At 72.3% G+C, this 22,130-nt stretch carries 24 protein-coding genes; 11 read left to right on the top strand and 13 right to left on the bottom strand.

All coding sequences use genetic code 11. The features are described 5' to 3' along the window. Nucleotides 1-3 precede the first annotated feature (3 nt). The 7 genes from BKA00_RS37495 to BKA00_RS37465 all read right to left on the bottom strand — a co-directional run bounded on the left by BKA00_RS37495 (nucleotide 4) and on the right by BKA00_RS37465 (nucleotide 7,132). Nucleotides 4-1,263 (bottom strand): ABC transporter substrate-binding protein, encoded by a 1,260-nt coding sequence (locus tag BKA00_RS37495; protein ID WP_185033233.1) that lies wholly within the window; start codon nucleotides 1,261-1,263, stop codon nucleotides 4-6. 113 nt (nucleotides 1,264-1,376) lie between these two features. Next, nucleotides 1,377-2,081, bottom strand: coding sequence for a FadR/GntR family transcriptional regulator (locus BKA00_RS37490; protein ID WP_185033231.1), 705 nt, complete (start codon nucleotides 2,079-2,081; stop codon nucleotides 1,377-1,379). A 38-nt stretch (nucleotides 2,082-2,119) separates the two neighbouring features. After that, nucleotides 2,120-3,058, bottom strand: coding sequence for an alpha/beta hydrolase (locus BKA00_RS37485; protein WP_185033229.1), 939 nt, complete (start codon nucleotides 3,056-3,058; stop codon nucleotides 2,120-2,122). Between the two features lie 109 nt (nucleotides 3,059-3,167). Further along, complete coding sequence (locus BKA00_RS37480; RefSeq protein WP_221493457.1) at nucleotides 3,168-4,448, bottom strand: DUF4185 domain-containing protein; 1,281 nt, start codon at nucleotides 4,446-4,448, stop codon at nucleotides 3,168-3,170. An 82-nt stretch (nucleotides 4,449-4,530) separates the two neighbouring features. Next, nucleotides 4,531-5,331: an SDR family NAD(P)-dependent oxidoreductase gene (locus BKA00_RS37475; RefSeq protein WP_185033227.1), complete on the bottom strand. Its 801-nt coding sequence runs from the start codon at nucleotides 5,329-5,331 to the stop codon at nucleotides 4,531-4,533. After that, a complete protein-coding gene (locus BKA00_RS37470; RefSeq protein WP_185033225.1) occupies nucleotides 5,328-6,368 on the bottom strand; it encodes a DUF4432 family protein in 1,041 nt (346 codons plus the stop codon). The genes BKA00_RS37475 and BKA00_RS37470 overlap by 4 nt, the downstream gene beginning before the upstream one ends. After that, the gene (locus tag BKA00_RS37465; RefSeq protein ID WP_185033224.1) at nucleotides 6,368-7,132 is read right to left on the bottom strand and encodes a phytanoyl-CoA dioxygenase family protein; all 765 of its coding nucleotides are present in this window, start codon (nucleotides 7,130-7,132) and stop codon (nucleotides 6,368-6,370) included. The genes BKA00_RS37470 and BKA00_RS37465 overlap by 1 nt, the downstream gene beginning before the upstream one ends. 81 nt (nucleotides 7,133-7,213) lie before the next feature. Between BKA00_RS37465 and BKA00_RS37460 the strand changes: the two genes are divergently transcribed. From BKA00_RS37460 to BKA00_RS37450, 3 genes are all read left to right on the top strand, one after another. After that, nucleotides 7,214-8,143, top strand: coding sequence for a sugar kinase (locus BKA00_RS37460; protein WP_185033222.1), 930 nt, complete (start codon nucleotides 7,214-7,216; stop codon nucleotides 8,141-8,143). Between the two features lie 406 nt (nucleotides 8,144-8,549). After that, complete coding sequence (locus BKA00_RS37455) at nucleotides 8,550-8,978, top strand: ATP-binding protein (protein ID WP_179843572.1); 429 nt, start codon at nucleotides 8,550-8,552, stop codon at nucleotides 8,976-8,978. 116 nt (nucleotides 8,979-9,094) lie between these two features. After that, a complete protein-coding gene (locus BKA00_RS37450) occupies nucleotides 9,095-9,805 on the top strand; it encodes an RNA polymerase sigma factor SigF (protein ID WP_221494434.1) in 711 nt (236 codons plus the stop codon). 58 nt (nucleotides 9,806-9,863) lie between these two features. Here the strand turns inward: BKA00_RS37450 and BKA00_RS37445 are convergent, their stop codons facing one another. Beyond that, nucleotides 9,864-10,400, bottom strand: coding sequence for a hypothetical protein (locus BKA00_RS37445; protein WP_185033218.1), 537 nt, complete (start codon nucleotides 10,398-10,400; stop codon nucleotides 9,864-9,866). Nucleotides 10,401-10,489: 89 nt separating this feature from the next. On the opposite strand from BKA00_RS37445, the gene BKA00_RS37440 reads away from it, so the two are divergent. Together BKA00_RS37440 and BKA00_RS37435 are read left to right on the top strand one after the other, a co-directional pair. After that, nucleotides 10,490-11,431: a diacylglycerol/lipid kinase family protein gene (locus BKA00_RS37440; RefSeq protein WP_185033216.1), complete on the top strand. Its 942-nt coding sequence runs from the start codon at nucleotides 10,490-10,492 to the stop codon at nucleotides 11,429-11,431. 292 nt (nucleotides 11,432-11,723) lie between these two features. After that, nucleotides 11,724-11,975, top strand: coding sequence for a WhiB family transcriptional regulator (locus BKA00_RS37435; protein ID WP_089314516.1), 252 nt, complete (start codon nucleotides 11,724-11,726; stop codon nucleotides 11,973-11,975). 209 nt (nucleotides 11,976-12,184) lie between these two features. Here the strand turns inward: BKA00_RS37435 and BKA00_RS37430 are convergent, their stop codons facing one another. Continuing rightward, nucleotides 12,185-13,852, bottom strand: coding sequence for a histidine kinase N-terminal domain-containing protein (locus BKA00_RS37430; RefSeq protein WP_185033214.1), 1,668 nt, complete (start codon nucleotides 13,850-13,852; stop codon nucleotides 12,185-12,187). Nucleotides 13,853-13,920: 68 nt separating this feature from the next. On the opposite strand from BKA00_RS37430, the gene BKA00_RS37425 reads away from it, so the two are divergent. Both BKA00_RS37425 and BKA00_RS37420 read left to right on the top strand, forming a co-directional pair. After that, nucleotides 13,921-15,093 carry an 8-amino-7-oxononanoate synthase gene (locus BKA00_RS37425; RefSeq protein ID WP_420829709.1) on the top strand — a complete coding sequence of 391 codons (1,173 nt, stop codon included), beginning with the start codon at nucleotides 13,921-13,923 and terminating at the stop codon, nucleotides 15,091-15,093. Nucleotides 15,094-15,189: 96 nt separating this feature from the next. After that, entirely contained in the window at nucleotides 15,190-15,933 is a 744-nt protein-coding gene (locus BKA00_RS37420; protein ID WP_185035341.1) for a UTRA domain-containing protein, read from the top strand. Nucleotides 15,934-15,952: 19 nt separating this feature from the next. Here the strand turns inward: BKA00_RS37420 and bioB are convergent, their stop codons facing one another. Further along, nucleotides 15,953-16,948: a biotin synthase BioB gene (gene bioB, locus BKA00_RS37415; RefSeq protein WP_185033211.1), complete on the bottom strand. Its 996-nt coding sequence runs from the start codon at nucleotides 16,946-16,948 to the stop codon at nucleotides 15,953-15,955. Beyond that, the gene (gene bioD, locus BKA00_RS37410; RefSeq protein WP_185033209.1) at nucleotides 16,945-17,676 is read right to left on the bottom strand and encodes a dethiobiotin synthase; all 732 of its coding nucleotides are present in this window, start codon (nucleotides 17,674-17,676) and stop codon (nucleotides 16,945-16,947) included. The genes bioB and bioD overlap by 4 nt, the downstream gene beginning before the upstream one ends. Before the next feature lie 124 nt (nucleotides 17,677-17,800). On the opposite strand from bioD, the gene BKA00_RS37405 reads away from it, so the two are divergent. Genes BKA00_RS37405 through BKA00_RS37395 form a run of 3 tightly spaced genes read left to right on the top strand, consistent with a single transcriptional unit; the run spans nucleotide 17,801 to nucleotide 19,247 of the window. Then, nucleotides 17,801-18,556 carry a hypothetical protein gene (locus BKA00_RS37405; RefSeq protein ID WP_185033207.1) on the top strand — a complete coding sequence of 252 codons (756 nt, stop codon included), beginning with the start codon at nucleotides 17,801-17,803 and terminating at the stop codon, nucleotides 18,554-18,556. Further along, nucleotides 18,553-19,077 carry a GNAT family N-acetyltransferase gene (locus BKA00_RS37400; protein ID WP_185033205.1) on the top strand — a complete coding sequence of 175 codons (525 nt, stop codon included), beginning with the start codon at nucleotides 18,553-18,555 and terminating at the stop codon, nucleotides 19,075-19,077. Before BKA00_RS37405 ends, BKA00_RS37400 begins: the two co-directional genes overlap by 4 nt. Continuing rightward, nucleotides 19,074-19,247, top strand: coding sequence for a type II toxin-antitoxin system Phd/YefM family antitoxin (locus tag BKA00_RS37395; protein WP_221493454.1), 174 nt, complete (start codon nucleotides 19,074-19,076; stop codon nucleotides 19,245-19,247). The genes BKA00_RS37400 and BKA00_RS37395 overlap by 4 nt, the downstream gene beginning before the upstream one ends. A 4-nt stretch (nucleotides 19,248-19,251) precedes the next feature. Here BKA00_RS37395 and bsaP read toward each other — a convergent pair whose 3' ends face one another. Next, nucleotides 19,252-19,440, bottom strand: coding sequence for a biotin synthase auxiliary protein BsaP (gene bsaP, locus BKA00_RS37390; RefSeq protein ID WP_185033203.1), 189 nt, complete (start codon nucleotides 19,438-19,440; stop codon nucleotides 19,252-19,254). Nucleotides 19,441-19,473: 33 nt separating this feature from the next. Then, nucleotides 19,474-20,820, bottom strand: a complete 1,347-nt coding sequence (locus tag BKA00_RS37385) for an acetyl-CoA carboxylase biotin carboxylase subunit (RefSeq protein WP_185033201.1) — start codon at nucleotides 20,818-20,820, stop codon at nucleotides 19,474-19,476. A 374-nt stretch (nucleotides 20,821-21,194) separates the two neighbouring features. Here BKA00_RS37385 and BKA00_RS37380 point away from each other — a divergent pair, with 374 nt between their 5' ends. Beyond that, nucleotides 21,195-22,127 carry a hypothetical protein gene (locus BKA00_RS37380; protein ID WP_185033199.1) on the top strand — a complete coding sequence of 311 codons (933 nt, stop codon included), beginning with the start codon at nucleotides 21,195-21,197 and terminating at the stop codon, nucleotides 22,125-22,127. Nucleotides 22,128-22,130: the final 3 nt, after the last annotated feature.

Below are 22,130 nucleotides of genomic sequence, written 5' to 3'. Positions count from 1 at the left end.
GGATCAGTGCGACTTCCAGTAGTCCTCGTTGACCTTCTGGATGCCCTTGAGCACGTCCATGTAGGTCTCCGGCTTGTTGAGGAACTTGTCGAAGCCGCTGAGCGCCTCGGTGAGCACGGGCGCGGGCGCCGCCTCGAAGTAGCGCAGGACCAGGCGGTTGCCGCCCGACGCGGCCTCCTTGGTGACCTTGTCCAGCTCGGGGTCGGCGACCTTGACCTTCGGGTTGCCGGACACGTCGCCGCGCGCGTTCGCCCACTTCTCCTGCGCGGCGGGCGTGACCCACCACTTGAGGTACTTGGTGCTGGCTGCCGCGTCGGGGGCCTTGCGCAGCGAGCACAGCGGGCCGCTCTCGAACACCAGCGACCGCTTGGGCAGCGCCGGGTCGGCGTTCGGGATGAAGAAGAACCCGTAGTCCCTGCCCTGCTTGAGGCCGCGCTGGGTCATGCTCGTGTTGAACCAGGTGCCGTTGATGACCATGGCCGCGTCGCCGGACTTGAAGTGGTCGGCGGGGTCGGACTTGTCGCCCGGCTTGCTGAACCACCCGGCGTCGATCATCGACTTCCAGCGCTCCATGGCCTTCACGACGCCGGGGTCGGTGTAGGACGCCTGGCCCTTCGACAGCCGCTCGTAGAGGTCGGGGTCGGTGCCGGCGAGGATCTGCTCGAACCAGGCGAAGGAGAACAGCGACGTCGGGGTGGTCTGGTTGAAGGGCACCTGGCCCTTCGACTTCAGCGTCTGCGCCGTCTTCTCCAGTTCCGCCCACGTCGTGGGCGGCTTCAGGTCGTACTTGTCGAAGACCTTCCTGTTGTAGAACATGCCCCAGTAGGCGGTGTTCAGGGGGACGCAGTACTGCTTGCCGTCGACGGTGTAGTACTTCTTCAGATCCTCGGTGAGGTCGCCGCTGCCGATGGCGTCCTGCCAGATCTTCGTTGTCTCGGCGACCTGGTTCTGCTTGACGATCTCTTCCAGGCGCCCGCCGGTCGTCCAGGTGAACAGGTCGGGCTTGACGTTCGTGCGGAACGAGGTCTTGATGAACGCGGTGTAGGTCGGCTCGTCGGTGTAGCCGACCGGCGTCATGCCGAGGCCGGTCTGCTGCTTGCCGAGGGCGCCCATCTGCGCGAAGAAGGGCTTCCACGCGCCCTTGTCGTTGTAGAGCTTGAGCTCGGACCTGCTCCCGCCCGAGTCGCCGGACCCGCAGCCGGCGGCGAGCAGCAGCGCGCCCACGGTGAGCGCGGTCACCTGGAGTCGCTTGGACGGCACCATGGTGAGCCTCCTTCATCGGGCGGCGATGCCCGATCGGGGTGGTCGAAGGATGGAATCGGAGAAGGGTGAACCGGCCGCGCGGCGCTCTCACCGGCGGCGGGGGGACGGCCCGCTCAGGCGAGCCGCTGCTCGATCACGTGCTTGACGTCGGCGAGGTGGGACCGCATGAGCGACTCGGCGTCGCGCTCCGCGCCCGCCTCGATGGCGGCGAGGATCGCGGTGTGCTCGTCGAAGTCGCGGACGCGGTCGTCGAAGATCCGCTGTATCGCGCGCTGCTCGGAGGCGTGCACCGACAGCAGGGAGTCGATGACCTCGCAGAGCACGGAGTTGCCCGCGACGCCGGCGACCTCCCGGTGGAAGGCCATGTTCGCCTTGTGCAGGCGGGTCTCCGCCTCCGGCTCGTCCGTGCCGAGGTCCGCGCCCGCCTGGTCGAGGAGGGCCCGGAGCAGCTCGATGTCGGCGGGCCGCGACCGCCGCGCCGCCCGTCCGGCCAGCGGCGGCTCGATGAGCAGCCGCGCGTCCAGCAGCTGGAGCAGCCGGTCGGCCTCCAGCTCCCGGACGTTGGGGTTGGGGATGACCACGCGTTCGAGGTCGGCGCCCACGTAGATGCCCGACCCGTGCCGGAGCTGGATCGCCCCCGTCGCCTCCAGGCGGCGCAGCGCCTCCCGCAGCGTCGGGGTGGTCACCGCGAAGCGCTGGGACAGCTCCCGCGCCGACGGCAGCCGGTCGCCGGCGCGCAGGCCGCCGGACCTGATCAGGTCCAGCATGCGCTCCGTGAGGGCGTCCGCCAGGCTCGGCCGGGCCACATCCTGTGACATCGCCACCTCGTTCCCAAGAAGTAAAGTCATCTAATCACTTAGCGATTGGCGTGTCCACCCTCCGGAGAGCCCCTCCCGGACAGACATCGCCGCAGGACGGCGCGCTCCTCCTCGAACGCGAGCCGCCCGAGCCGCGCCGACATGATGCCGTCGAAACCGTGGCAGGCGCCCGGCACATGGTGCAGTTCCGTGGGAACCCCGGAGACGATCAGCCGGTGCGCGTAGGCGAGCCCCTCGTCCCGCAGCGGGTCGTGCTCGGGAACGAGCACGTAGGCGCGCGGCAGGCCGCTCAGGTCCTCCGCCCGTGCCGGGGCGGCGTAGGCGGGGACGTCCGCCCGCCCGCCGAGGTAGTGGCGCCACATGTGCCGCACGTCGCCGCTGTTGAACAGCGGCGGCTCGGTGAACGCCCGCATCGACGGCGTGGCCATCCGGTCGTCCAGGACGGGGTAGAGCAGCATCTGGAACACCAGCGGCGGCCCGCCCTCGTCCCGCGCCCGCAGCGCCACGGCGGCGGCCAGCGCCCCGCCCGCGCTCCCGCCGCCGACCGCGACCCGCTCCGCGTCCCCGCCGAACTCCTCCGCGTGCTCATGGGCCCACACGGTCGCGGCGTAGCAGTCCTCGAACCCGACCGGGAAGGGATGCTCGGGCGCGAGCCGGTAGTCGACCGAGACGACCGCGATCCCGTCCTCCCCGGCGAACCGCAGGCACCGCTCGTGCTCGTTCTCCAGCCCGCCGGTCACGAACCCGCCGCCGTGGAAGTACACGAGCACGGGCGCCGGCGTCTCGCGCGGCCGGTAGATCCGCACGGGCACCCCGCCGGCGACGAGCCGGTCCTCCACGACCGCCCTCCCTTCACCCGCGGGCCGAGCGAGGGCGCGCACCAGATCGTTCATGGCGGCGCGGGCCCGCACCGGATCCGCGAGCCCGACGTAGGGCATGCCGCCGAGCGCGGCGGCGAGTTCGGCGTCAAGGGGCATGGTCGGCACCTCCGAGGGGGCGGACGGGACGCGCCCCCGGGCGGGAGGTCACCCGGGGGCGCGGGAAGCGGTACCGCCGTGGACGGGACGACGGCACCGCGGCCTCGTGCTAGCCGGTGACCGGCAGGTTGATGTAGCGCGCCCGGTAGATGCTGACATCCCGGTAGTTGTCGTTGGCCGGGCCGGCGGTGGTGTCCAGGCTGTTGACGTTGTAGGAGATGACCAGCGTGCCGCTGGACGACAGCGCGGCGTGCTGGTGGGCGTTGTAGGTGAAGATGTCAGGGTCGCCGTAGGAGCCGAGGGGCCCGGTCTCGGGCGTCTGGTACACGGTCCGCTCGCCGCTGAACGGCCCGGCCGCCGAGCACGACAGCCAGACGTCGATCTCACCGCCGAAGGCGATGTTCGCGTCCTGGTTGACCATGATGTAGTGCGATCCGCGCTTGGTGACGCTGAACTCGTTCGACACCCCGCTCATCAGCCGCACCGAGTCCGTCTCGGCGGACGACCAGCCGCTCGCGGTGCGGTACTGCCAGGCGCCCCGCAGGTCCGTGCCGCTGACCCGCGCGACGCGCAGGTACTTGGTGTTCACCTGCGTCTGGGGGTCGGTGTAGTCCTCGGTGCCGTAGACGTAGGTGTAGCCGCCGTCCCTGAGCAGCGCCGACCCCCACTGCACGCCCGACGCCGAGGGCATCGCCCGCACGGTCGGCGCGGCGAGGTTCGCGCTGGAGAACCGGGCGAGGACGTTGTCCTTGAACTTCATGTCCCACCCGGTCCCGTTGTCGGGGTCGGGGTCGTAGTACTCGCGGTAGAGCTGCTGCACCTCCGACCCGCTCTGGGTGAGGTCGCCCGCCCAGTACCAGTGGGCCGGCCGCGCGGGCGGCATGACCGCCTTCGGGGCGGCGGCCGTCCCGCCGTGCACGGTGGTGAGCCCCCCGCCCGCGCCCTGGACGACGAACGAGTTGTTGATGAACGGGGTCGTCCCGCCCTCCTCGACGACGACCGGCCGCGAGCCGTCCGCGTTGACCTTGCCGAGGAAGGTGTCGGAGTAGGCGTAGACGATCCGCCCGTCCGAGAGCTTCAGCGAGTAGGTCGTGTCCGCGCCGGTCCAGTCGTCCAGCAGCGTGTTGCTGTTTCCGTAGGACGTGAACTTGCCGTTGAGAGCGGGGTTCTGCGAGGCGGTGCCGAAGGCCGGCGCGGCGGTTCCGGAGCACGTGGGCCCGGCACCCGCGCGGCCCCGGGGCTTGCCGTGCGTGTCGGCGCCCGCGGGCGCGGCGGGCGCGGCGACGAGCACGAGGACGGACGCGAAGACCCCGGCGCGCCGCCGCCACCCCCCGCGAACGGACGAGGGGCGATCGGTAGAGAAGAGAGGGGGAGGGACGGACGCCTGCATGGAAACCTCCGCGAGGTCACGATCACACGCTGGTCGTGCGCCCCACATTTTGAGTCATCAAATGACTTGGTGTCTAGATCTTCTAGGAGATTTCCGGAAGGGCCGCCGGATTGCGGGCCAGCAGCCCGCCGTCCACCCGGTGCTCCGCGCCGGTCACGAACGACGAGCGGGGTCCGGCGAGGAAGGCCACGACCTCGGCCACCTCCGCAGGGGCCGCGACCCGCCCGAGCGGATGCGCGCGCCCCCACTCGGCGACCTGCGCGTCCTGCCCCCTCGCCCCGCGGAACAGGTCGGCGGCCCAGCGCAGCATGGGCGTGTCGACCGACCCCGGGCACACCACGTTCGCGCGGATGCCGTCGGCCGCGTGGTCCAGCGCCACCGCCCGCGTCAGCGCGTTGATCGCGGCCTTGCTCGCGCTGTAGGCGGCGACCCGGTCCTGCGAGACGAACGCCTGCACCGACGACACCGTGACGATCGTGCCGCCGCCCCGGCGCCGCAGCTCCGGCACGGCGGCGCGGCAGGCGAGGAAGACGCCCTTGACGTTGACGCCGAGCACCTCGTCCCACAACTCCTCGGACGTCTCCTCGACCGTCCCGTACCGCTGCACGCCCGCGCACGTCACCAGCACGTCCAGGCCGCCGTACCGGGACACGGCCTCCCCGACCAGCCCGTCCATCCGCGCGGCGTCGGTCACGTCGGCGACGGCGCCGGCGACCTCCAGCCCCTCTCCCCGCAGGTCCGCCTCCGCCCGGCGGACCTCGTCCTCGCCGATCCCGCAGAACACCACGGCGGCGCCGTCGCGCGCGAGCCGCTCCACCACGGCCCGGCCGATCCCCAGCGACCCGCCGGTCACGACGGCGGCCTTGCCCTCGAACTCCTTCACAGACCCTCCTCGATGACCGCGGCGCGCAGCCACAGGCTCCGCCGCGCATGCGGTTCCAGCGTCAGAGCGGTGCCGTTCGCGACGGCGGCGGCCAGGCCGTCCGTCGGGTATCCGGCGAACGGCTCCAGGCCCATCACGTACGCGCGGCCCCACCACGGATGCCCCGTGGTGGCCCCGAACTCCTGCCACAGCCACAGATGCGGCAGGACGTCGACGTCCCAGCGCACGCGCATCCCGAAGCCGGCCGGATCGACGACCTCGTACCGCCCCTCCTCCAGCCCGGTGAGGTAGACGATCTCACTGGGCACCCCGGCGCCGGGCACCACATCGAGATCGACGAACCCGCCTCCCTCCCCCGGCACACGCGGCCAGGCGTGCGGCCCACCGCCCCTCACCCGCCGCCCACCGGGGGCGATCGCCGTCTCGTGCGGCACCACCAGGGCCCCCTCACCGACCCTGACCCGGTGCCCGGGCCGCAGAAACGGCGCCCCGAACACGATGTGGTGCCCCCACATCGCGTCCAGCGCCACCCCCGACTCGTTGACCAGCTCCTCGTCGACGAGAAGCTCGGCCTCGCCCGCCCTCAGCCGCAGCGTCTTGACGACCCGCAGCGGCATCCGCCGCCCCCGGACGGTGAGCCGGACCGCGACCTCCCGAGCCTCGTCGACCACGATCTCGGAGTCCCACGGCAGCCCGGCCACCTCCCCGTGCTGCGCGAACGAAGCCCCCCGGTACGTGCTGGGCGCGCCCCCGTTGGGCAGGACCTCCTGCCACCCGCCCTCGTAGCCGTCGAGGAAGAGCGCGACGTCATCGCCCGCTCCCCCGGCCACGTCACGCGGATCGCGCAGCCCGTCAGGCGAAAGCCACACGAAGTCCATGTCGCGCGGCTTGTAGCAGAACTCGGCGACATCGCCGCCCTTGCCCACCAGCACCGTCACCCGAAGCAGCTCGTTCTCCAGGACCAGGGCCTCGATCCCGGCCCAGGTGATCTCGTGGACGCGGGCGCCCCAGTTGCGGGACGGCCGATGCCGCCGCATCAGCTCCAGTTCTCCGCGCCGCTGAAGGCGAAGTGCTCCCCCGCCTCGTACCGGGGCCGCGGCTGGTACTCGTTCACGCCCGGGTCGCCGCGCAGCAGCAGCGCGGACGGGAACGGCAGCGGCTCCGCGGTGATCCGCGTCGAGGTCGGTATGTACCGGATGGTCAGCCCGCACCGCCGGTGCGGCGACTCGTTGGCGTTGCTGCCGTGCATGATGTTCGGGTGGTGGACCTCCACGTCGCCGGGTTCGAGAGCGAGGTCCACGGCGCGCGACTCGTCCACGCCCACGGCGCTCTCCACCCCGAAGACGGCCTCCGCGTCCTCCCGCTCCCGCACCTCGTGCAGCACTTCCCTGTGGCTCCCGGGAATGACCCGGAGGCACCCGTTCTCCGGCGTCGACCGGTCGATGGCGAGCCACAGCGTCACCACGCGCATCGGTTCGAGCGGCCAGAACGCCCCGTCCTGGTGCCACAGCACGGCCTTGCCGGTGAAGGGCGGCTTGGAGATGTAGGCGGACGCGAACAGAGCGATGTCGGGCCCGATGAACCGCTCGGCGACGTCGAGAAGCCGCCCGTCGGACACCAGCCGCACCCAGAAGGGATCCCTGGCGACCAGCTCGGTGGAGAGCTCCTCGCCGGTCCGGTCGGGATGGCGGGCCTCCAGCCAGCGGACATGCTCGTCCGCCTCCGCCACGAGCGCCGGATCCAGCACGTTCCGGAAGACCGCGTAGCCGTCCTCGTCGTAACCTCGCAGCGGGTCGTGCATGGGCGTCCCTTCTCGATGCGGCGCGACACCCGCAGTTTCAGTCATCAGATCACTTGTTGTCTAGATGTATCGTGTCGCGCCATGCGGAACCGGATCGCCCTGATCGGCGAATGCATGATCGAACTGAGCCACCTCGCCCCCGACCGCCTGGCCGTCGGCTACGCCGGCGACGCCTTCAACGTCGCCGCCTACCTGGCCCGCACCGCCGCCCCCGGCACGGCCGACGTCCAGTTCGTCACCCTCATCGGCGACGACCCCTACAGCACCCGGATGCGCGAGGCCTGGGCCGCCCACGGCGTGCACGCCGACCACACCCGCACCGTCCCCGGCGGCCAGGCCGGCCTCTACCTGATCCGCACCGACGAGACCGGTGAGCGGACGTTCCACTACTACCGATCCCAGTCGGCGGCCCGCGGCCTGTTCGGCCCCGCCCACCCCCCGGAGATCGACGACGCGATCGCCGGCCACGACCTCGTCTACCTCTCCGGCATCACGTTGTCGATCCTCGGCACCGGCGCCCGCAGAAGGCTCATCACCGTCCTGGACGAGACCCGCCGCCGCGGAGGCCGGGTGGCCTTCGACACCAACTACCGCCCGGCGGGCTGGCCCTCCCCCGCGGCCGCCGCCGAAGCCATGTCCGCCGTCCTGACCAGGACGGACATAGCCCTCCCCACCCTCACCGACGACCAGGCCGTCTTCGGCGACCGGACCCCGGCCGACACGATCAGACGCCTGAGACGAGCCGGAGTGACCGAGATAGCGGTCAAACAGGGCCCCCGAGGCTGCGTGATCGCCGACAGGATGACGAACCTCCCGATCCCCGCCGTCCCCCACGTCCAAGTGATCGACACCACAGCCGCAGGCGACGCCTTCAACGGCGCCTACCTGGCCACCCGCCTGTCCGGCGCCACCCGGAAACAAGCAGCCGAAGCCGCCACCACCCTGGCCGCCCAGGTGATAACCCACCAGGGCGCCCTACTCCCCCCACCTCCCCACCCCGCCAAAACCTGATCCCCCCACACGCACGGCACGAGCGAAGCGAGGGCCAACCGCGAAGCGAGCCGCAAAGCGAGCCGAAGCGCCACAGCAACCCCCCACAACCCGCGGTAGACCCCCACAACCACGCCTCACCGAAACCCCCCGCTCCGCACACATCACCAGCCACCACAGCACCCCGAACGAGGGCCCACCATCGCGATCGCGTCCGAAGGCAGTTTCGAGCGAAGCAGGAAACTGATCGCGGAGCGAGCCGCAAGGCGAGCCGGAGCGATGCAGCGATCGCACGCGTTGCGTTGGTTGGGGCGCCCCAGGCGCCCCAACCAACGCAACGCAAATAAACACAGCGCGCCGAAGTCTCGATGCACGGCTCGTAGGCGGTAGTTTCGATGACAGCGGGACCATCCTGCGAGGGAGTGACGTGACCGAGGAAACCGCTGCAATGCCGGCCAGTACGAAGTTGTCCGTCCGTGACGTGGTCACGGTGAAGCTGCCTGCCGCGAGTGCCTACCTGTCCGTGCTGCGGACCGCGACCGCGGGCCTGGCGGCCAGGTTGGACTTCACGCTGGACGAGATAGAAGACCTGCGCATCGCCGTTGACGAGGCGTGCGCGATGCTGCTCGCTCAGGCGGTGCCGGGCACCGACCTGACGTGCGAGTTCGAGCTGACCGGAGAGGCGATGCGCATCTCCGTGTCGGTCCTGACGGTGGACGGTGAGGAGCCGAGCCGCGACACGTTCGCCTGGACGGTGCTGTCGTCCCTGGCGGGCGAGGTGGACGCCAGGGTGGGCTCCGACGACCGGGTCACCGTGACGCTGCAGAAGCGGCGCGGTGCGGCGGGGGCCCCGTGACGGAGAAGACGACGACGGAGCAGACGACGGTCGCGGGGGCGAGCACCGAGCGTTCGGACAGCAGCGCCGTCCCGGACCGGGCTCGGGCGCGCGCGCTCTTCGAGCGTCTCTCCCAGCTGCCGGAGGGCGACCCGGAGCGCCAGCGGATCCGCGATCAGCTCGTGGAGCTGCATCTGCCGCTGGTGGAGTATCTCGCCCGGCGCTTCCGCAACCGCGGGGAGTGGCTGGACGATCTGATCCAGGTCGCCACGATCGGTCTGATCAAGTCGATCGACCGGTTCGATCTGGAGCGGGGGGTGGAGTTCTCCACCTATGCCACCCCGACGATCGTCGGTGAGATCAAGCGGCACTTCCGCGACAAGGGCTGGGCGGTGCGCGTGCCGCGCCGGCTGCAGGAGCTGAAGCTGTCGCTGACGAAGGCGATCAGTGATCTCGCGCAGCGGGAGGGCCGCGCCCCGACGGTGAGCGAGCTGGCGGCGCACCTGCAGATGACCGAGGAGGAGGTGCTGGAGGGGCTGGAGTCGGCGAACGCCTATTCCACGGTGTCCCTCGACGCGCCCGACTCCGGTGACGAGGACGCGCCGGCGGTGGCCGACTCGCTCGGCATGGTGGACGAGTCGCTGGAGGGCGTGGAGTACCGCGAGTCCCTCAAGCCGCTGCTGGAGAAGCTCCCGGCGCGCGAGAAGAAGATTCTTCTGCTGCGTTTCTTCGGCAACATGACGCAGTCGCAGATCGCCGCGGAGCTCGGCATCTCCCAGATGCACGTGTCCCGGCTGCTGGCGCGGACGCTCGCGCAGCTGCGGGACGGCCTGACCGCCGACGAGTAGCGGGTGACGTGCCGAAAGGGCCCCGAGGACGCGTCCTCAGGGCCCTTTCGGCGTCCGGTCAGTTCCCGCTGTTCTTGGCGGGCTGCTCGTTGAGGCGGTCTTTAAGGCGCCGTCCGAGGGAGCGCGGCTCCGCGGTCGGTGTGCCGGCGGCCGGTTCGGCGGGTTCGGCGGGTTCGGGGGCCTCCGGCGCGTCCTCGTCGTCCTCGTCGTCCTCGTCGTGGTCTTCGATGAGCCAGGCGGTGCTCGGGGGGCTGAGGGCGGCGATGAGCGCGAGGACCGCGACGACGCCGAGCGGGACGGCGATCGCGGGCTGGTCGCTCTGCCACAGCGACCAGGCGATCGGCAGGGCGAACAGCTGGGTCAGGACCGTGGGGGCGCGGCTCCACTGGTCGGCGCGCAGCAGCCCGCGCGCGCAGCCCAGCATGCCGAGGCCGCCGGCGAGGGCGAGGACGGTGACCCCGATCGCGCTGGCCGGGTCGACTGCGGCGCCTGTGGCCGTCTCGACGCCGGTGAAGACGCCGAATCCGACGGCGGCGGCACCCTCGGCGGCCTGGAGGGCGGCGGCGGCCTGCACGGTGAAGGGACGCTTGGTCACACCCAGAAACCCTACTCGCCCCCCGCGGCGGGCCGCTCCCAGGGGAAACGGCGGGCGAACGCATCCGGAACGATCGATACCCTGACGCCGTGCGCGCCATGCTCATCGCCAACCCCAAGGCGACCTCCACCTCCCGGCGGGCCCGCGACATCCTCGTGCGGGCCTTCACCGGCGACCTCGACCTCGTCCTCGCCGAGACCGGCCATCGCGGCCACGCGACCGAACTGGCCCGGCAGGCGGCCGTCGAGGGCTATGACGTCGTGGTCGCCCTCGGCGGGGACGGGACGGTGAACGAGACCGTCAACGGGCTGCTCGCGGAAGGCCCGTCCCCCGATCTGCCGTCGCTGGCGGTGCTGCCGTGCGGGAGCGCGAACGTGTTCGCCCGCGCGCTCGGCCTGCCAGACGACCCGATCGGCGCGACGCGGTCCGTCCTGGAGGCGCTGCGGGCGGGCCGGCACCGGTCGGTCGGGCTCGGCACGGCCTCCCATCCCGGCGCCCCGGAGCGGTACTTCACGTTCTGCGCGGGTGTGGGGCTGGACGCGGAGGTCGTGCGGGAGGTGGAGCGGCGCCGCGAGGCGGGCTTGCGGGCGGACCCTTCGCTGTATGTGCGGACGGCGATACGGCATTTCTTCTCCGGTACCGATCGGCGCCATCCGGCGCTCACTTTGGAACAGCCCGGAAGGCCGCCGAAATCGGGGCTGTTCCTGGCGTTCATCTCCAATACGTCTCCGTGGACTTTCATGGGGCGGGTGCCGGTGAATCCGAGTCCGAAGGCGAACTTCGCGCGCGGGCTGGACGTGTTCGGGATGCGGTCGCTGGAACTCGGCGCGACGTTGGGGGCGCTGACCCAGATGCTGACTCCGAGAGCGCACCCCATTCAGGGGCGGCACGTCCTCAACCTGCACGATGAGGCCGAGGTCACGGTGCGCGCGGACCGTCCGGTGGCGTTCCAGCTGGACGGCGACTACCTGGGCGAGCAGCGGGCGGTCACGTTCCGCTCCGTGCCGAAGGCGATCCGCATCGTCATTTGAGGCGCGCGAGCGCGCATGTGAGAGCCAAGTAACACGCCCGACCGATGGGTGTGACACATGCGACACCCATACTTTGAGAATCCTTTCTCAAAGGTCTTGCGTCTGCCCGCACCCTACTGAAACGCTCAAAGTGCGCCAGCCGACAGGGGCCCCAACGCCGCCGGTCACCTGCTCGCGGCGCCGTCGAACAACAACCCCTGGACCTGGCCACAGCCACCCCGGGCGTTCGCGACATGTGAACCCGTTCACAAAGAGTGGAGCAACTCCACCACCTGACGAAGGAGTGGACCGCATGGACTGGCGCCACCGCGCAGCCTGCCGTGACGTGGACCCCGAGCTCTTCTTCCCCATCGGAAACACCGGCCCCGCGATCCTCCAGATCGAGGAGGCCAAGCAGGTCTGCCGCCGCTGCGACGTGAGCGACGCCTGCCTGCGCTGGGCGCTGGAGTCCGGCCAGGAGTCCGGCGTCTGGGGCGGCATGGGCGAGGACGAACGCCGAGCACTCCGCCGTTCTCATCGCCGAGCCCTTAGCGTCAGGCGCTGAGCTTACTGCAGTGCTCTCCTCCTTCGGGCCTTGGCGGCCCTCCATCGTCGAGCACTGCGGCGATCGCTAGCATCGCTTCGACTCGCTGCGCGATCAGTTTCTTGCTTCGCTTGAAACTGGCTTCGCACGCGATCGCCCACCTTCGGCTTTCTGACGGCTGAGGCGCCGGCTGCTCTCGGTGCCTCACCGATAGTGAGAACGGCCGCTGATCAGGGGCGTGTCGGACGATGGTGGTGGTCCAGGGGGATGTCGACCACTACTTCCGTGCCGCCGCCTTCTCTTGGGCGGAAGTCCAGGTGGCCGCCGAGTTCGCCGACGATGAGGGTGCGGACGATCTGCAGGCCCAGGCTCTCGGTGCTCTCCATGTCGAAGTCGGCGGGCAGGCCGACGCCGTCGTCCGCGACGACCGTGACGAGGCGGCGGCCGGACGGGCGCTCGGGCTCGGCGCCCGGGGCGCGGGGCTCGTCCGCGCCGGGCGCCGTCCACTCTCCCCACAGCGAGACGCCGGCCGGCTCGTGCGAGACCTCCCCCTCGCCGTAGCGGTGCGCCACCACCTCCAGGGTCCCGAAGCGGCTGGCCAGGCCGTGCTCCAGGGCGTTCTGCAGCAGCTCGGTGAGCGCCATCGCGAGCGGCGTCGCGATCTCGGCGGGCAGGACGCCGAAGCTGCCGGTCCGCTTGGGGGTCACCTTGGTCTCCGGGGTGGACACCTCCCCCGCCATCGTGATGACCCGGTCCGCGATGTCGTCGAAGTCGATCAGCTCGTCGGGGGTGTGCGACAGCGTCTCGTGCACGATCGCGATCGACCCGACGCGCCGGACGGCCTCGTCCAGCGCGGCCCGCCCCTCCGGGATCCGCAGGCGCCGCGCCTGGAGCCGCAGCAGCGCCGCGACCGTCTGCAGGTTGTTCTTCACCCGGTGGTGGATCTCCCGGATGGTGGCGTCCTTGGTCAGCAGCTCCCGGTCGCGCCAGCGCAGCTCGGTCACGTCCCGGCACAGGACGATGGCGCCGATCCGCGTCCCGCCGACGACGAGCGGGATCGTGCGCAGCTGCATGATCGACCCGCGGGACTCGACCTCGACCTCGCGCGGCGCGCGGCCCGACAGCACGACGCTCAGCGCCTCCTCCATCGGCTCGCCGGTGTCGCACAGGTCCGCGGTGATCTTCCCGAGGGCCTCGCCGACCAGGTCCGTCGGGTAGCCGAGCCGCCGGTAGGCGGACTGGGCGTTGGGGCTGGCGTAGGTGACCTTGCCGGCGCGGTCCAGCCGCATCAGGCCGTCGCCGACGCGCGGCGAGCGGACCATGTTCGGCTCCTCGCCCGGCACCGGGAACCGGCCCTCGGAGATCATCGTGGCGAGGTCGCTGGCGCTCTGCAGGTAGGTCAGCTCCAGCCGGGACGGGGTGCGCGCCGAGCTGAGGTTGGTGCTGCGCTGGATCACCCCGAGGATCTTGGCGCCGCGGCGCACCGGGATGGACTCCTCGCGGACGGGGATGCCGCTGCCCCACTCCGGGTCGCCCTCGCGGACGATGCGGCGCTCCCGCCACGCCACGTCGATCAGCCCGCGGCGCCCCGTCCGGACGACCTTGCCGACGAGGTCCTCCGGGTAGGCGGTCGGCCCGGTCGTGGGCCGCATCTGCGCGATCGCGACCCAGCCGGGGACGGCCGCGCCGGTGTCGAGCACGCCCGGCCTGCCCCGGCCCGTGCGGGACGCCCCGTCGGCGGGCAGCGCGGCCGCCGACCGGAGCGGCACCCACAGCAGCAGGTCCGCGAACGACAGGTCGGCCAGCAGCTGCCAGTCCGAGACCAGCGCGTGGAGCCACTCCAGATCGGTGTCGGTGAGATCGGTGTGATCGCGGACCAAATCGGTCAAGGTAGGCACACCACCATCATCGCCGATGGCCTTCCGTCCCGGGGCAGGTGGCCCAGGCTCCGGGGCCGCCTGACAGGATGCCCGGCATGACCGCAGGACGAGACCCCCTGGCCAGGCTCCGGGACGCGGCGGGGCGGCGCGCCGCCGCCGGACTGCGCCGGTCGCTGCGCCCCCGCCCCGACGGGCTCACCGATCTGGCGTCCAACGACTACCTCGGCCTGGCCGGCGACCCGCGGCTCGTCGAGGGCGCCGTCGCGGCCGCGCGGGAGTGGGGCACCGGCTCCACCGGGTCCCGCCTCGTCACCGGGACGACGGAGCTGCACGCCGAGCTGGACCGGCGGCTCGCCGCGTTCACCGGCAGCGCCGCGGGCCTGGTGTTCTCCTCCGGCTTCCTGGCCAACCTCGGCGCCGTCACCGCGCTCGCCGGGCCCGACACGCTCGTGGTGTCCGACCAGGTCAACCACGCCTCGATCGTGGACGCGTGCCGGCTGTCGCGGTCCCGCGTCGTGATCGTCCCGCACGGGGACGCCGCCGCGGCGGAGCGGGCCCTCGCCGAGCGCGAGGAGGACCACGCCCTCGTCGTCACCGACGCGGTGTTCTCCGTGGACGGCGACGTCGCGCCGCTGGGCGCGCTGCACGCCGCCGTCCGGGCGCACGGGGCGCTGCTGGTGGTCGACGAGGCGCACGCGCTCGGCGTCGTCGGCGACGGGGGCCGCGGCGCCGCGCACGCCGCGGGCCTCGCGGGCGAGCCCGACGTGGTCCTCACCCTCACGCTGTCGAAGTCCCTGGCGTCGCAGGGCGGGGCGGTCCTCGGCGCCCCGGAGGTGATCGACACCCTGGTCGACACCGGGCGGTCGTTCATCTTCGACACCGGGCTGAACCCGCCCGCCGCGGGCGCCGCCCTCGCCGCGCTGGACGTCCTGCGATCCGACCCGGACCTGCCCGGCCGCGCCCGCGAGCGGGCGCTGGCGATCTCAAACCTGGCGGCCGGTTCCGGCCTGGAAACGGCCAGGCCCGCGGCGGCCGTGGTCCCGGTGTTCCTGGGCGAGCCGCAGGCCGCGGTGCGGGCCGCCGGGATCTGCGCTGAGCACGGTCTCCGCGTCGGGTGCTTCCGTCCGCCCTCGGTCCCCAAGGGCCGCGCGTGCCTGCGCCTCACCGCACGCGCCACGCTGGACGAGTCGGACCTCACACGATTGCGGGCGGCCCTGGCGGAAATCGCGTCTTCTACCGGCCGTAGTCTTCACCCATAACATCGGGGAAACCGGTGATGAACGTGAGGAGACGCCGTGACGGAGGTCAGAGGCGGGCCCCGGCACGGGGGCGGGTTCGAGCACGGCTTCGACCGAATCTCGCTCGGCGACCTCGGTAAGCGCCACCCGAACCAGGCGCCCCGGATCCCCAAGTACTACAAGCTCAAGGAGCTGCTGGTCGAGCTGATCCAGTCGCTCCCCGCGGGCAGCCCGCTGCCGCCCGAGCGGACGCTCGCCGAGAAGTACGAGACGTCCCGCACCACCGTCCGGCAGGCCCTCGCCGAGCTGGTCGTCGAGGGGCGCCTCCAGCGCATCCAGGGCAAGGGCACCTTCGTCGCCAAGCCGAAGGTCTCCCAGGAGCTCCAGCTCGTCAGCTACACCGAGGACATGCGGCACCACGGGCTGCGCCCCGAGACCCGCATACTGGAGGCCGGGTACGTCAGCGCCGACGAGCGCCTCGCCACGCTCCTGTGCATCCGCCCCGGCGGCCGGGTGCTGCGGATCCACCGCCTCCGGCTGGCCGACGGCGAGCCGATGTCGATCGACACCTCGCACCTCCCGGCCCGCCGCTTCCCGGGCCTGCGCCGCGAACTGCCGCGCCACCACTCCCTGTACGAGACGCTCGCGACCGCCTACGACGTCCACCTCACCGAGGCCGAGGAGACGATCGAGACCGTCCTCGCCACCCCGCACGACGCGCAGCTCCTCGGCGTCGACGTCGGCCTGCCGATGCTGCTGCTGTCCCGCCACGCCTTCGACACGACGGGCCAGCCGGTCGAGTGGGCCCAGTCCCTGTACCGGGGCGACCGCTACAAGTTCATCACCCGGCTGAGCCGCTGACCGGCCGCGCGGGCGCGGCTCAGAGCGTCCGGCCGAGGGCCTTGATCGGCATCTGCAGTTCGGTGAGCAGCTCCAGGTCCTGCCGGGCGGGGCGGCCGAGGGTGGTGAGGTAGTTGCCGACGATGACGGCGTTGATGCCGCCGAGCATGCCCTCGCGGGTGCCGAGGTCGCCGAGGGTGAGCTCGCGGCCGCCGGCGTAGCGCAGGATGGTGCGGGGCAGGGCGAGCCGGAACGCGGCGATCGTCTTCAGCGCCTCGGTGCCCTCGACCAGGGGGTGGTCGGCGAACGGCGTGCCGGGGCGCGGCGCGAGGAAGTTCAGCGGGACCTCGTCGGGCTCCAGCTCCGCGAGCTGCGCGGCGAACTCGGCGCGCTGCTCGACGCTCTCGCCCATGCCGACGATGCCGCCGCAGCACACCTCCATCCCGGCGGCCTTGACCATGCGGAGCGTGTCCCACCGCTCCTCCCACGAATGCGTGGTGACCACGTTCGGGAAGTGGGAGCGGGCCGTCTCCAGGTTGTGGTTGTAGCGGTGGACGCCCATGGCGGCCAGCTCGTCCACCTGCTCCTGGGTGAGCATGCCGAGCGAGCACGCGATGTTGATCTCGACCGCGTCGTTGATGGCCTTGACGCCGTCGCGGACCTGCGACATCAGCCGCTCGTCGGGCCCCCGCACGGCGGCGACGATGCAGAACTCGGTGGCGCCGGTCGCGGCGGTCTCCTTCGCCGCCTCGACCAGCTCGGGGATGTTCAGCCACACCGACCGGACGGGCGACTCGAACTTGCCGGACTGCGAGCAGAAGTGGCAGTCCTCCGGGCAGCCGCCGGTCTTCAGCGACACGATCCCCTCGACCTCGACCTCGGGCCCGCACCACCGCATCCGGACGTCGTGGGCGAGCGCGAGCAGGTCCTGGAGCCGGTCGTCCGGCAGGTTCAGCACCTCCAGCACCTGTCCCCGCGACAGGCCCTCGCCCTCGTCCAGGACCTGGCGGCGCGCGATGTCGAGGATGTCCGTCACGTGTTCTCCTTGTCGGGGCCGAAGGCGGCGCGGAAGGCGGCGGCGTCGAATCCGCCGCCGAACGAGGGCGCCAGGCCGCGGTGCGCGGCCACGAGGAACTCCGCCGGGTCCAGGGCCCCGGCGCCGGCGGGCAGCGCGCCCGACAGCGGGCGGGCCGCGATGGTCTCCAGGTCGCGGATGTTGCTGCGCATGGCGAGGTCCGGGTCGTCCGGCCAGGCGCCGATCACCACCCCGGCGAGCTGCACCCCGCGGTGCGCCATCGCCTCCAGGGTGAGCGCGGTGTGGTTGAGCGTGCCGAGGTCGGGCCGGGCCACCACCACGACCGCGGCGCCGAGCCAGCGCGCGAGGTCGGCGATCGTGCTTCCCTCCTCGTCGTAGCGGACGAGGAGCCCGCCCGCACCCTCGACGAGGACCAGCCGCCGCCCGGACGACAGGTCCCGGACGCGCTCGGCGACGTCCGGCATCCGGACGGGCGGCATCCCGGCGTGGCGGGCCGCGGCGGCCGGGGACAGCGGGTCGGGGAAGCGCGCGTACTCGTGCACGTCGTCGATCCCGGCGAGCCTGCGGACCTCGTCGAGGTCGCCCGGCTCCGCGCCGCCGACGCCCGTCTGGCCGGGTTTGACGACGGCGACCGACGCGCCGCGCGCGGCGGCGACCGCGGCCAGCGCCGCGGTGACGACGGTCTTCCCCACACCCGTGCAGGTCCCGGTCACAACGAGCACACTCACAGATCGGCACCCTAGCGCGGGCCCGGAACCGGCCCGTCGCCGGGTGTTGCCGGGATCGGCGGAACCCGGGCGGGCCGCCGAGCGTCCAACCGTCATGGCCGGTCCGTACACACGCTCCCGCCGGGTGCCGGCACTCGCCTGCGCCGCCCTGGCCGCCGGTGCCGCGCTGGCCGCCTGCGGTGACGGCTCCGGCACCGCCGAGCCCTCCTCCCCCGCGCCCGCCCCGTCCTCGTCCTCGTCCTCGCCGGGCGGCACCCCCGCGGGCGAGAATCTCGTCCTGCGGTGGCGCAGGACCGGCGGCATCGCCGGTCTCGGCGGCCCAGGAAGCCTCCCCGACTTCTCGCTCTACTCCACGGGCCGCGCGGTGGCCTCCGCCCAGGGTGGGCCGACGGAGTACCGCCTGAACCCCGAAGCCATGCGGCGCCTGCTGGACGGGGCCCGCGCGGCCGGGCTCGCCCGCTCCCACTCGGTCGGGCCCGGCGGCGTCGCCGACGCGATCACGATCGTGGTCACCATGGACGGCGCGACCACCCGGATCGTCCAGCCCGAGGCCCAGTCGGGCCCGGAGGGCCGCTTCCTCAAGCGCCTCGACCCGGCCGCCTGGCCCGCGTCCGACCTCGTCGGGAAGCCGGCCCCGTACAAGCCGGAGAAGACCGCCGTCCTCGCCGGGCCGGCCACGGGAAGCGCCACGGTCAAGGCGTGGCCGCTGGAGCCGCTCGGCAGGGGCGTCCCGGTGGCCGGATCGATCTGCACGGTGGCCCCGGCCGGGAAGGTCCCCGCCACGACCCCTGAGACCGCGTGGCGCAGCGGCGGCCAGACCTACTCCGTCCGCCTGCGCCCCCTCCTCCCCGCCGAGTCCTCCTGCCAGGACGTCAAGTGATCGTGCGGACGGCGCGCCCGGACGAGTACGACCTCGTCGGCGAACTGACCGTGGAGGTCTACGTGCGCGGCGGACTGGTCAGTCCGGAGTCCCCGTACGCGCGCAAGCTGCGCGACGCCGCCGACCGGGCCGCGAATGCCGAACTGCTCGTCGCCGAGGACGCCGGGCGGATCGCCGGTGCCGTCGCGTACTGCCCGCCGGGCACCCCCTACGCGGATCTGGCCGGACCGGACGAGGCGGAGTTCCGCATGCTCGCCGTCCTGGAGGACGCCCGGGGCAGGGGCGCGGGCCGCGCCATGGTGCGCGCCTGCATCGAAAGGGCTCGCAGAGCCGGCCTTTCCGGCCTGCGCCTCTCGACTCAGCGCAACATGGAGTCCGCGCAGCGCATGTACGAGAACATGGGCTTCGTCCGCACCCCCGACCACGACTGGACCCCGGCCCCGGGCGTAGACCTCATCACCTACGCCCTGCCGTTCCGGGACGCGGACTCAACCCCCGTACCCATGAAGGGTCGCGAGTGAGCAACCCCCACACCGGTGATGAGCCGGTCGTCATAAAAGCGCCCGACGACGATGAGTCACTGACGGAGACCGCCTACCTGTTCAAGAGCCCTGAGAACGCCCGGCGGCTGCTTGCCGCCATCGATCGGCTGGAACGCGGAGGCGGAACCGGGCGGCCTCTCACCGAGTAGCCCGCTACGGGGCCTGATCGGCGGGCGTGAGGGGGCCGTGCTGGGAGCATTCGGCCGTCCAGGCCGTCGGGGTCACCTGGACTTTCAGGCGGCGGCGGCAGTCGGGGCAGTAGCGGGGCGGTTCCATCCGGCGGGCGGTCCGGCAGGAGGTGTGGTCGCCCTCGGCGGGCTCGCCGCAGCGGTCGCAGTACACGGCGTCACTCTACGACGGGCGCGGAGGCGGCGCTCAGGGGGCCTGGGGGCCGCGCATGCGCGCGACCAGGCCGGTGTCGTAGGTGCCGTCGGCGAACTCCGGGCGGTCGAGTAGTTCGCGCAGGAAGGGCAGGTTCGTCGGCGGGCCCTCGATGTGGAACGCCTCCAGGGCGGCGCGGGCGCGGGCCAGGGCGTGGGCGCGGTCGTCGCCGTGGACGCACAGCTTGGCCAGCAGCGGGTCGTAGTGGCGGGTGACGGTGGTGCCCTCGGCGTAGCCGGCGTCGATGCGGATGCCGTCCCCGACGGGCTCCTCCCACACCGTGATCTCGCCCGTGCCGGGCAGGAAGCTCTCCGGGTCCTCGGCCTGGACGCGGAACTCGACGGCGTGCCCGCGCGGCGCGGCGGAGGTGAACGAGACGGGTTCGCCCGCCGCGACGCGGAACTGCTGCTCGACGAGGTCGATGCCGGTGACCATCTCGGTCACCGGGTGCTCGATCTGGAGGCGGGTGTCCATCTCCAGGAAGGTGAACTCCTGCGCGGCCGGGTCGACCAGGCACTCGACGGTGCCGGCGCCGCGGTAGCCGACGGCCTCGCCCGCGCGGACGGCGGCGGCCAGCATCCGCTCGCGCAGCGCGGGGGTGACTCCGGGGGACGGGGACTCCTCGACGACCTTCTGGTACCGGCGCTGGACGGAGCACTCGCGCTCGCCCAGCGCGACCACCGTGCCGTCGGCGAGACCGAGGATCTGGACCTCGACGTGCCGGGCGCCCTCGACGTACCGCTCCAGCAGGATGTCGCCCCGGCCGAAGAGCTGCTCGGCGGCGGCGCGGGTCTCCTCGAACGCCTTGCGCAGCGACGCCTCGTCGTGGACGGCGGCCAGGCCGATGCCCCCGCCGCCCGCGGCGGGCTTCACCATGACGGGGTAGCCGATGCGCTCGGCCTCCTCGGCCGCCGTCGCCGCGTCGGGCACGGGCTCCCAGACCCCGGGCGCGACGGGGACGCCCGCCTCCTTCATCAGGTTCCGGGCGTTGATCTTGTCGCCCATCCGGGCGATGGCGAGCGGCGGCGGGCCGACCCAGACCAGCCCGCGCTCGGCGACCCGCCGGGCGAACGCGGCGCTCTCGGCGAGGAACCCGTGGCCGGGGTGGACGGCCTGCGCGTTGGTCCGGTGCGCGGCCTCCAGGATCGCGGCGGCGTTGAGGTAGCTGCCGGACGGCTCGGCGGGCCCGATCAGGACGGCCTCGTCCGCCTCGGCGACGAAGGGCAGGCCCGCGTCGGCCGCGGAGTACACCGCGATCGCCTTGAGCCCCATCGCGCGGGCGGTGTGCACGATCCGCCCGGCGATCTCGCCGCGGTTGGCCACGAGCACCGACTCGAACACCTGGGGGATCCTCCTCGCGGACCGGCGGGACCCGGCGTCCCGCCCCGGCAGAGACTAGTGGGGCCGGTGGCTCCGCGACCGACGATTCCCGGGTCCGCGCCCCGTACACCCCGTGTGGCGCACGTCTCGGCGACGGTATCGGCGAAATCACCGGTCTCCATTCCGGGGCCCCGGCGAGCACCCTGCTCATCGGCCTGATCGGCGCGGCTGTGTCCCGGCACAATTGACTTGGCGCCGGGCGGCGTTCACTGTGTGGGCGTCGCGGACGGCCTTTCCCGCAAGGACGCGGAATCCATTCTTCCAGGGTCTGGCCGCCGCATGCGGAAAAGTGCGCCGCAGTTCTCGCTCGGCGCGGCTCCCCAAGGAGGACCCCCTTGTTCCGAAGAACGCTCCTCGCGCTGCTCGGCGCCTTCGCGCTGCTCACCGGCGCCGTGCCGCCCCTTGCCACCGCGCAGGCCGCACCGGCCGCGCCGGCGCGGACCGTCACCCTGCGGTACGGGCCCTACACCATTCCGAAGGCGGCGAACGGCGAGCACGGCGAGCTGCCGAACCAGATCGCCGTGGACGTGGCGAAACCGTGTGAGAGCTGCTTCGTCACGGGCTTCAAGCCGAATCTCGTGTACGCCGACGGAAGCAACGCCAATATCAATACCGGGCCGATGCTGCACCACGCCGTCATCTTCAATCCGGCGGCGTGGGACACCGTGTGCGGCGGGCCGCGGCGCGTCCTGGCGTCCGGCAACGAGCGGATGGAGAGCGTCTTCCCGGCCGGCTACGGGTTCCGGATGGGCCCCCTCGACCGCTGGACGCTCCTCGCCGACCTGATGAACCACGCGCACGAGGAGAAGACCGTCTACGTCCAGTTCACCTTCACCTACCAGCCGGTGCTCGGCTCGCACATCAGGCCGGTGGTCCCGCTGTGGCTGGACGCGGGCGGCTGCGCCGACTCGACCTGGGACGTCCCCGCCGGGCCCCGGAGCGAGAAGTCCAGGACGTGGCGCTCCACCGTGTCGGGCGACGTCGTGCACGTCCGCGGGCACCTGCACCACGGCGGGGTCGCCGTGCAGACCGAGGACGTCACCACCGGGCGCCTGTTCTGCCGCAGCGAGGCCGAGGAGGGCGGCACGCCGGAGTTCGTCGACCACCACGGCATGACCGAGGTGTCGAACATGCCGTCGTGCGGCGGTTCACCGATCGGCCGGATCGGCCTCGGCGACACCTTGAGGATCACCGCGTCCTACCGGTCCTCCGACGAGGGCTTCACGGACGTCATGGGCATCATGCACGCCTGGGTGACCGAGGGATGATCC

Origin of the sequence: Actinomadura coerulea (genome assembly GCF_014208105.1) — a bacterium.
GTDB classification, from domain to species: Bacteria; Actinomycetota; Actinomycetes; order Streptosporangiales; family Streptosporangiaceae; genus Spirillospora; species Spirillospora coerulea.
This window is presented reverse-complemented; position numbering and strand designations above follow the sequence as displayed.

Coding starts and splice junctions, on each gene's coding strand:
- BKA00_RS37495 (WP_185033233.1), bottom strand. CDS start 1,263: ATGGTGCCGTCCAAGCGACTCCAGGTGACCGCGCTCACCGTGGGCGCG.
- BKA00_RS37490 (WP_185033231.1), bottom strand. CDS start 2,081: ATGTCACAGGATGTGGCCCGGCCGAGCCTGGCGGACGCCCTCACGGAG.
- BKA00_RS37485 (WP_185033229.1), bottom strand. CDS start 3,058: ATGCCCCTTGACGCCGAACTCGCCGCCGCGCTCGGCGGCATGCCCTAC.
- BKA00_RS37480 (WP_221493457.1), bottom strand. CDS start 4,448: ATGCAGGCGTCCGTCCCTCCCCCTCTCTTCTCTACCGATCGCCCCTCG.
- BKA00_RS37470 (WP_185033225.1), bottom strand. CDS start 6,368: ATGCGGCGGCATCGGCCGTCCCGCAACTGGGGCGCCCGCGTCCACGAG.
- BKA00_RS37465 (WP_185033224.1), bottom strand. CDS start 7,132: ATGCACGACCCGCTGCGAGGTTACGACGAGGACGGCTACGCGGTCTTC.
- BKA00_RS37460 (WP_185033222.1), top strand. CDS start 7,214: ATGCGGAACCGGATCGCCCTGATCGGCGAATGCATGATCGAACTGAGC.
- BKA00_RS37435 (WP_089314516.1), top strand. CDS start 11,724: ATGGACTGGCGCCACCGCGCAGCCTGCCGTGACGTGGACCCCGAGCTC.
- BKA00_RS37425 (WP_420829709.1), top strand. CDS start 13,921: ATGCCCGGCATGACCGCAGGACGAGACCCCCTGGCCAGGCTCCGGGAC.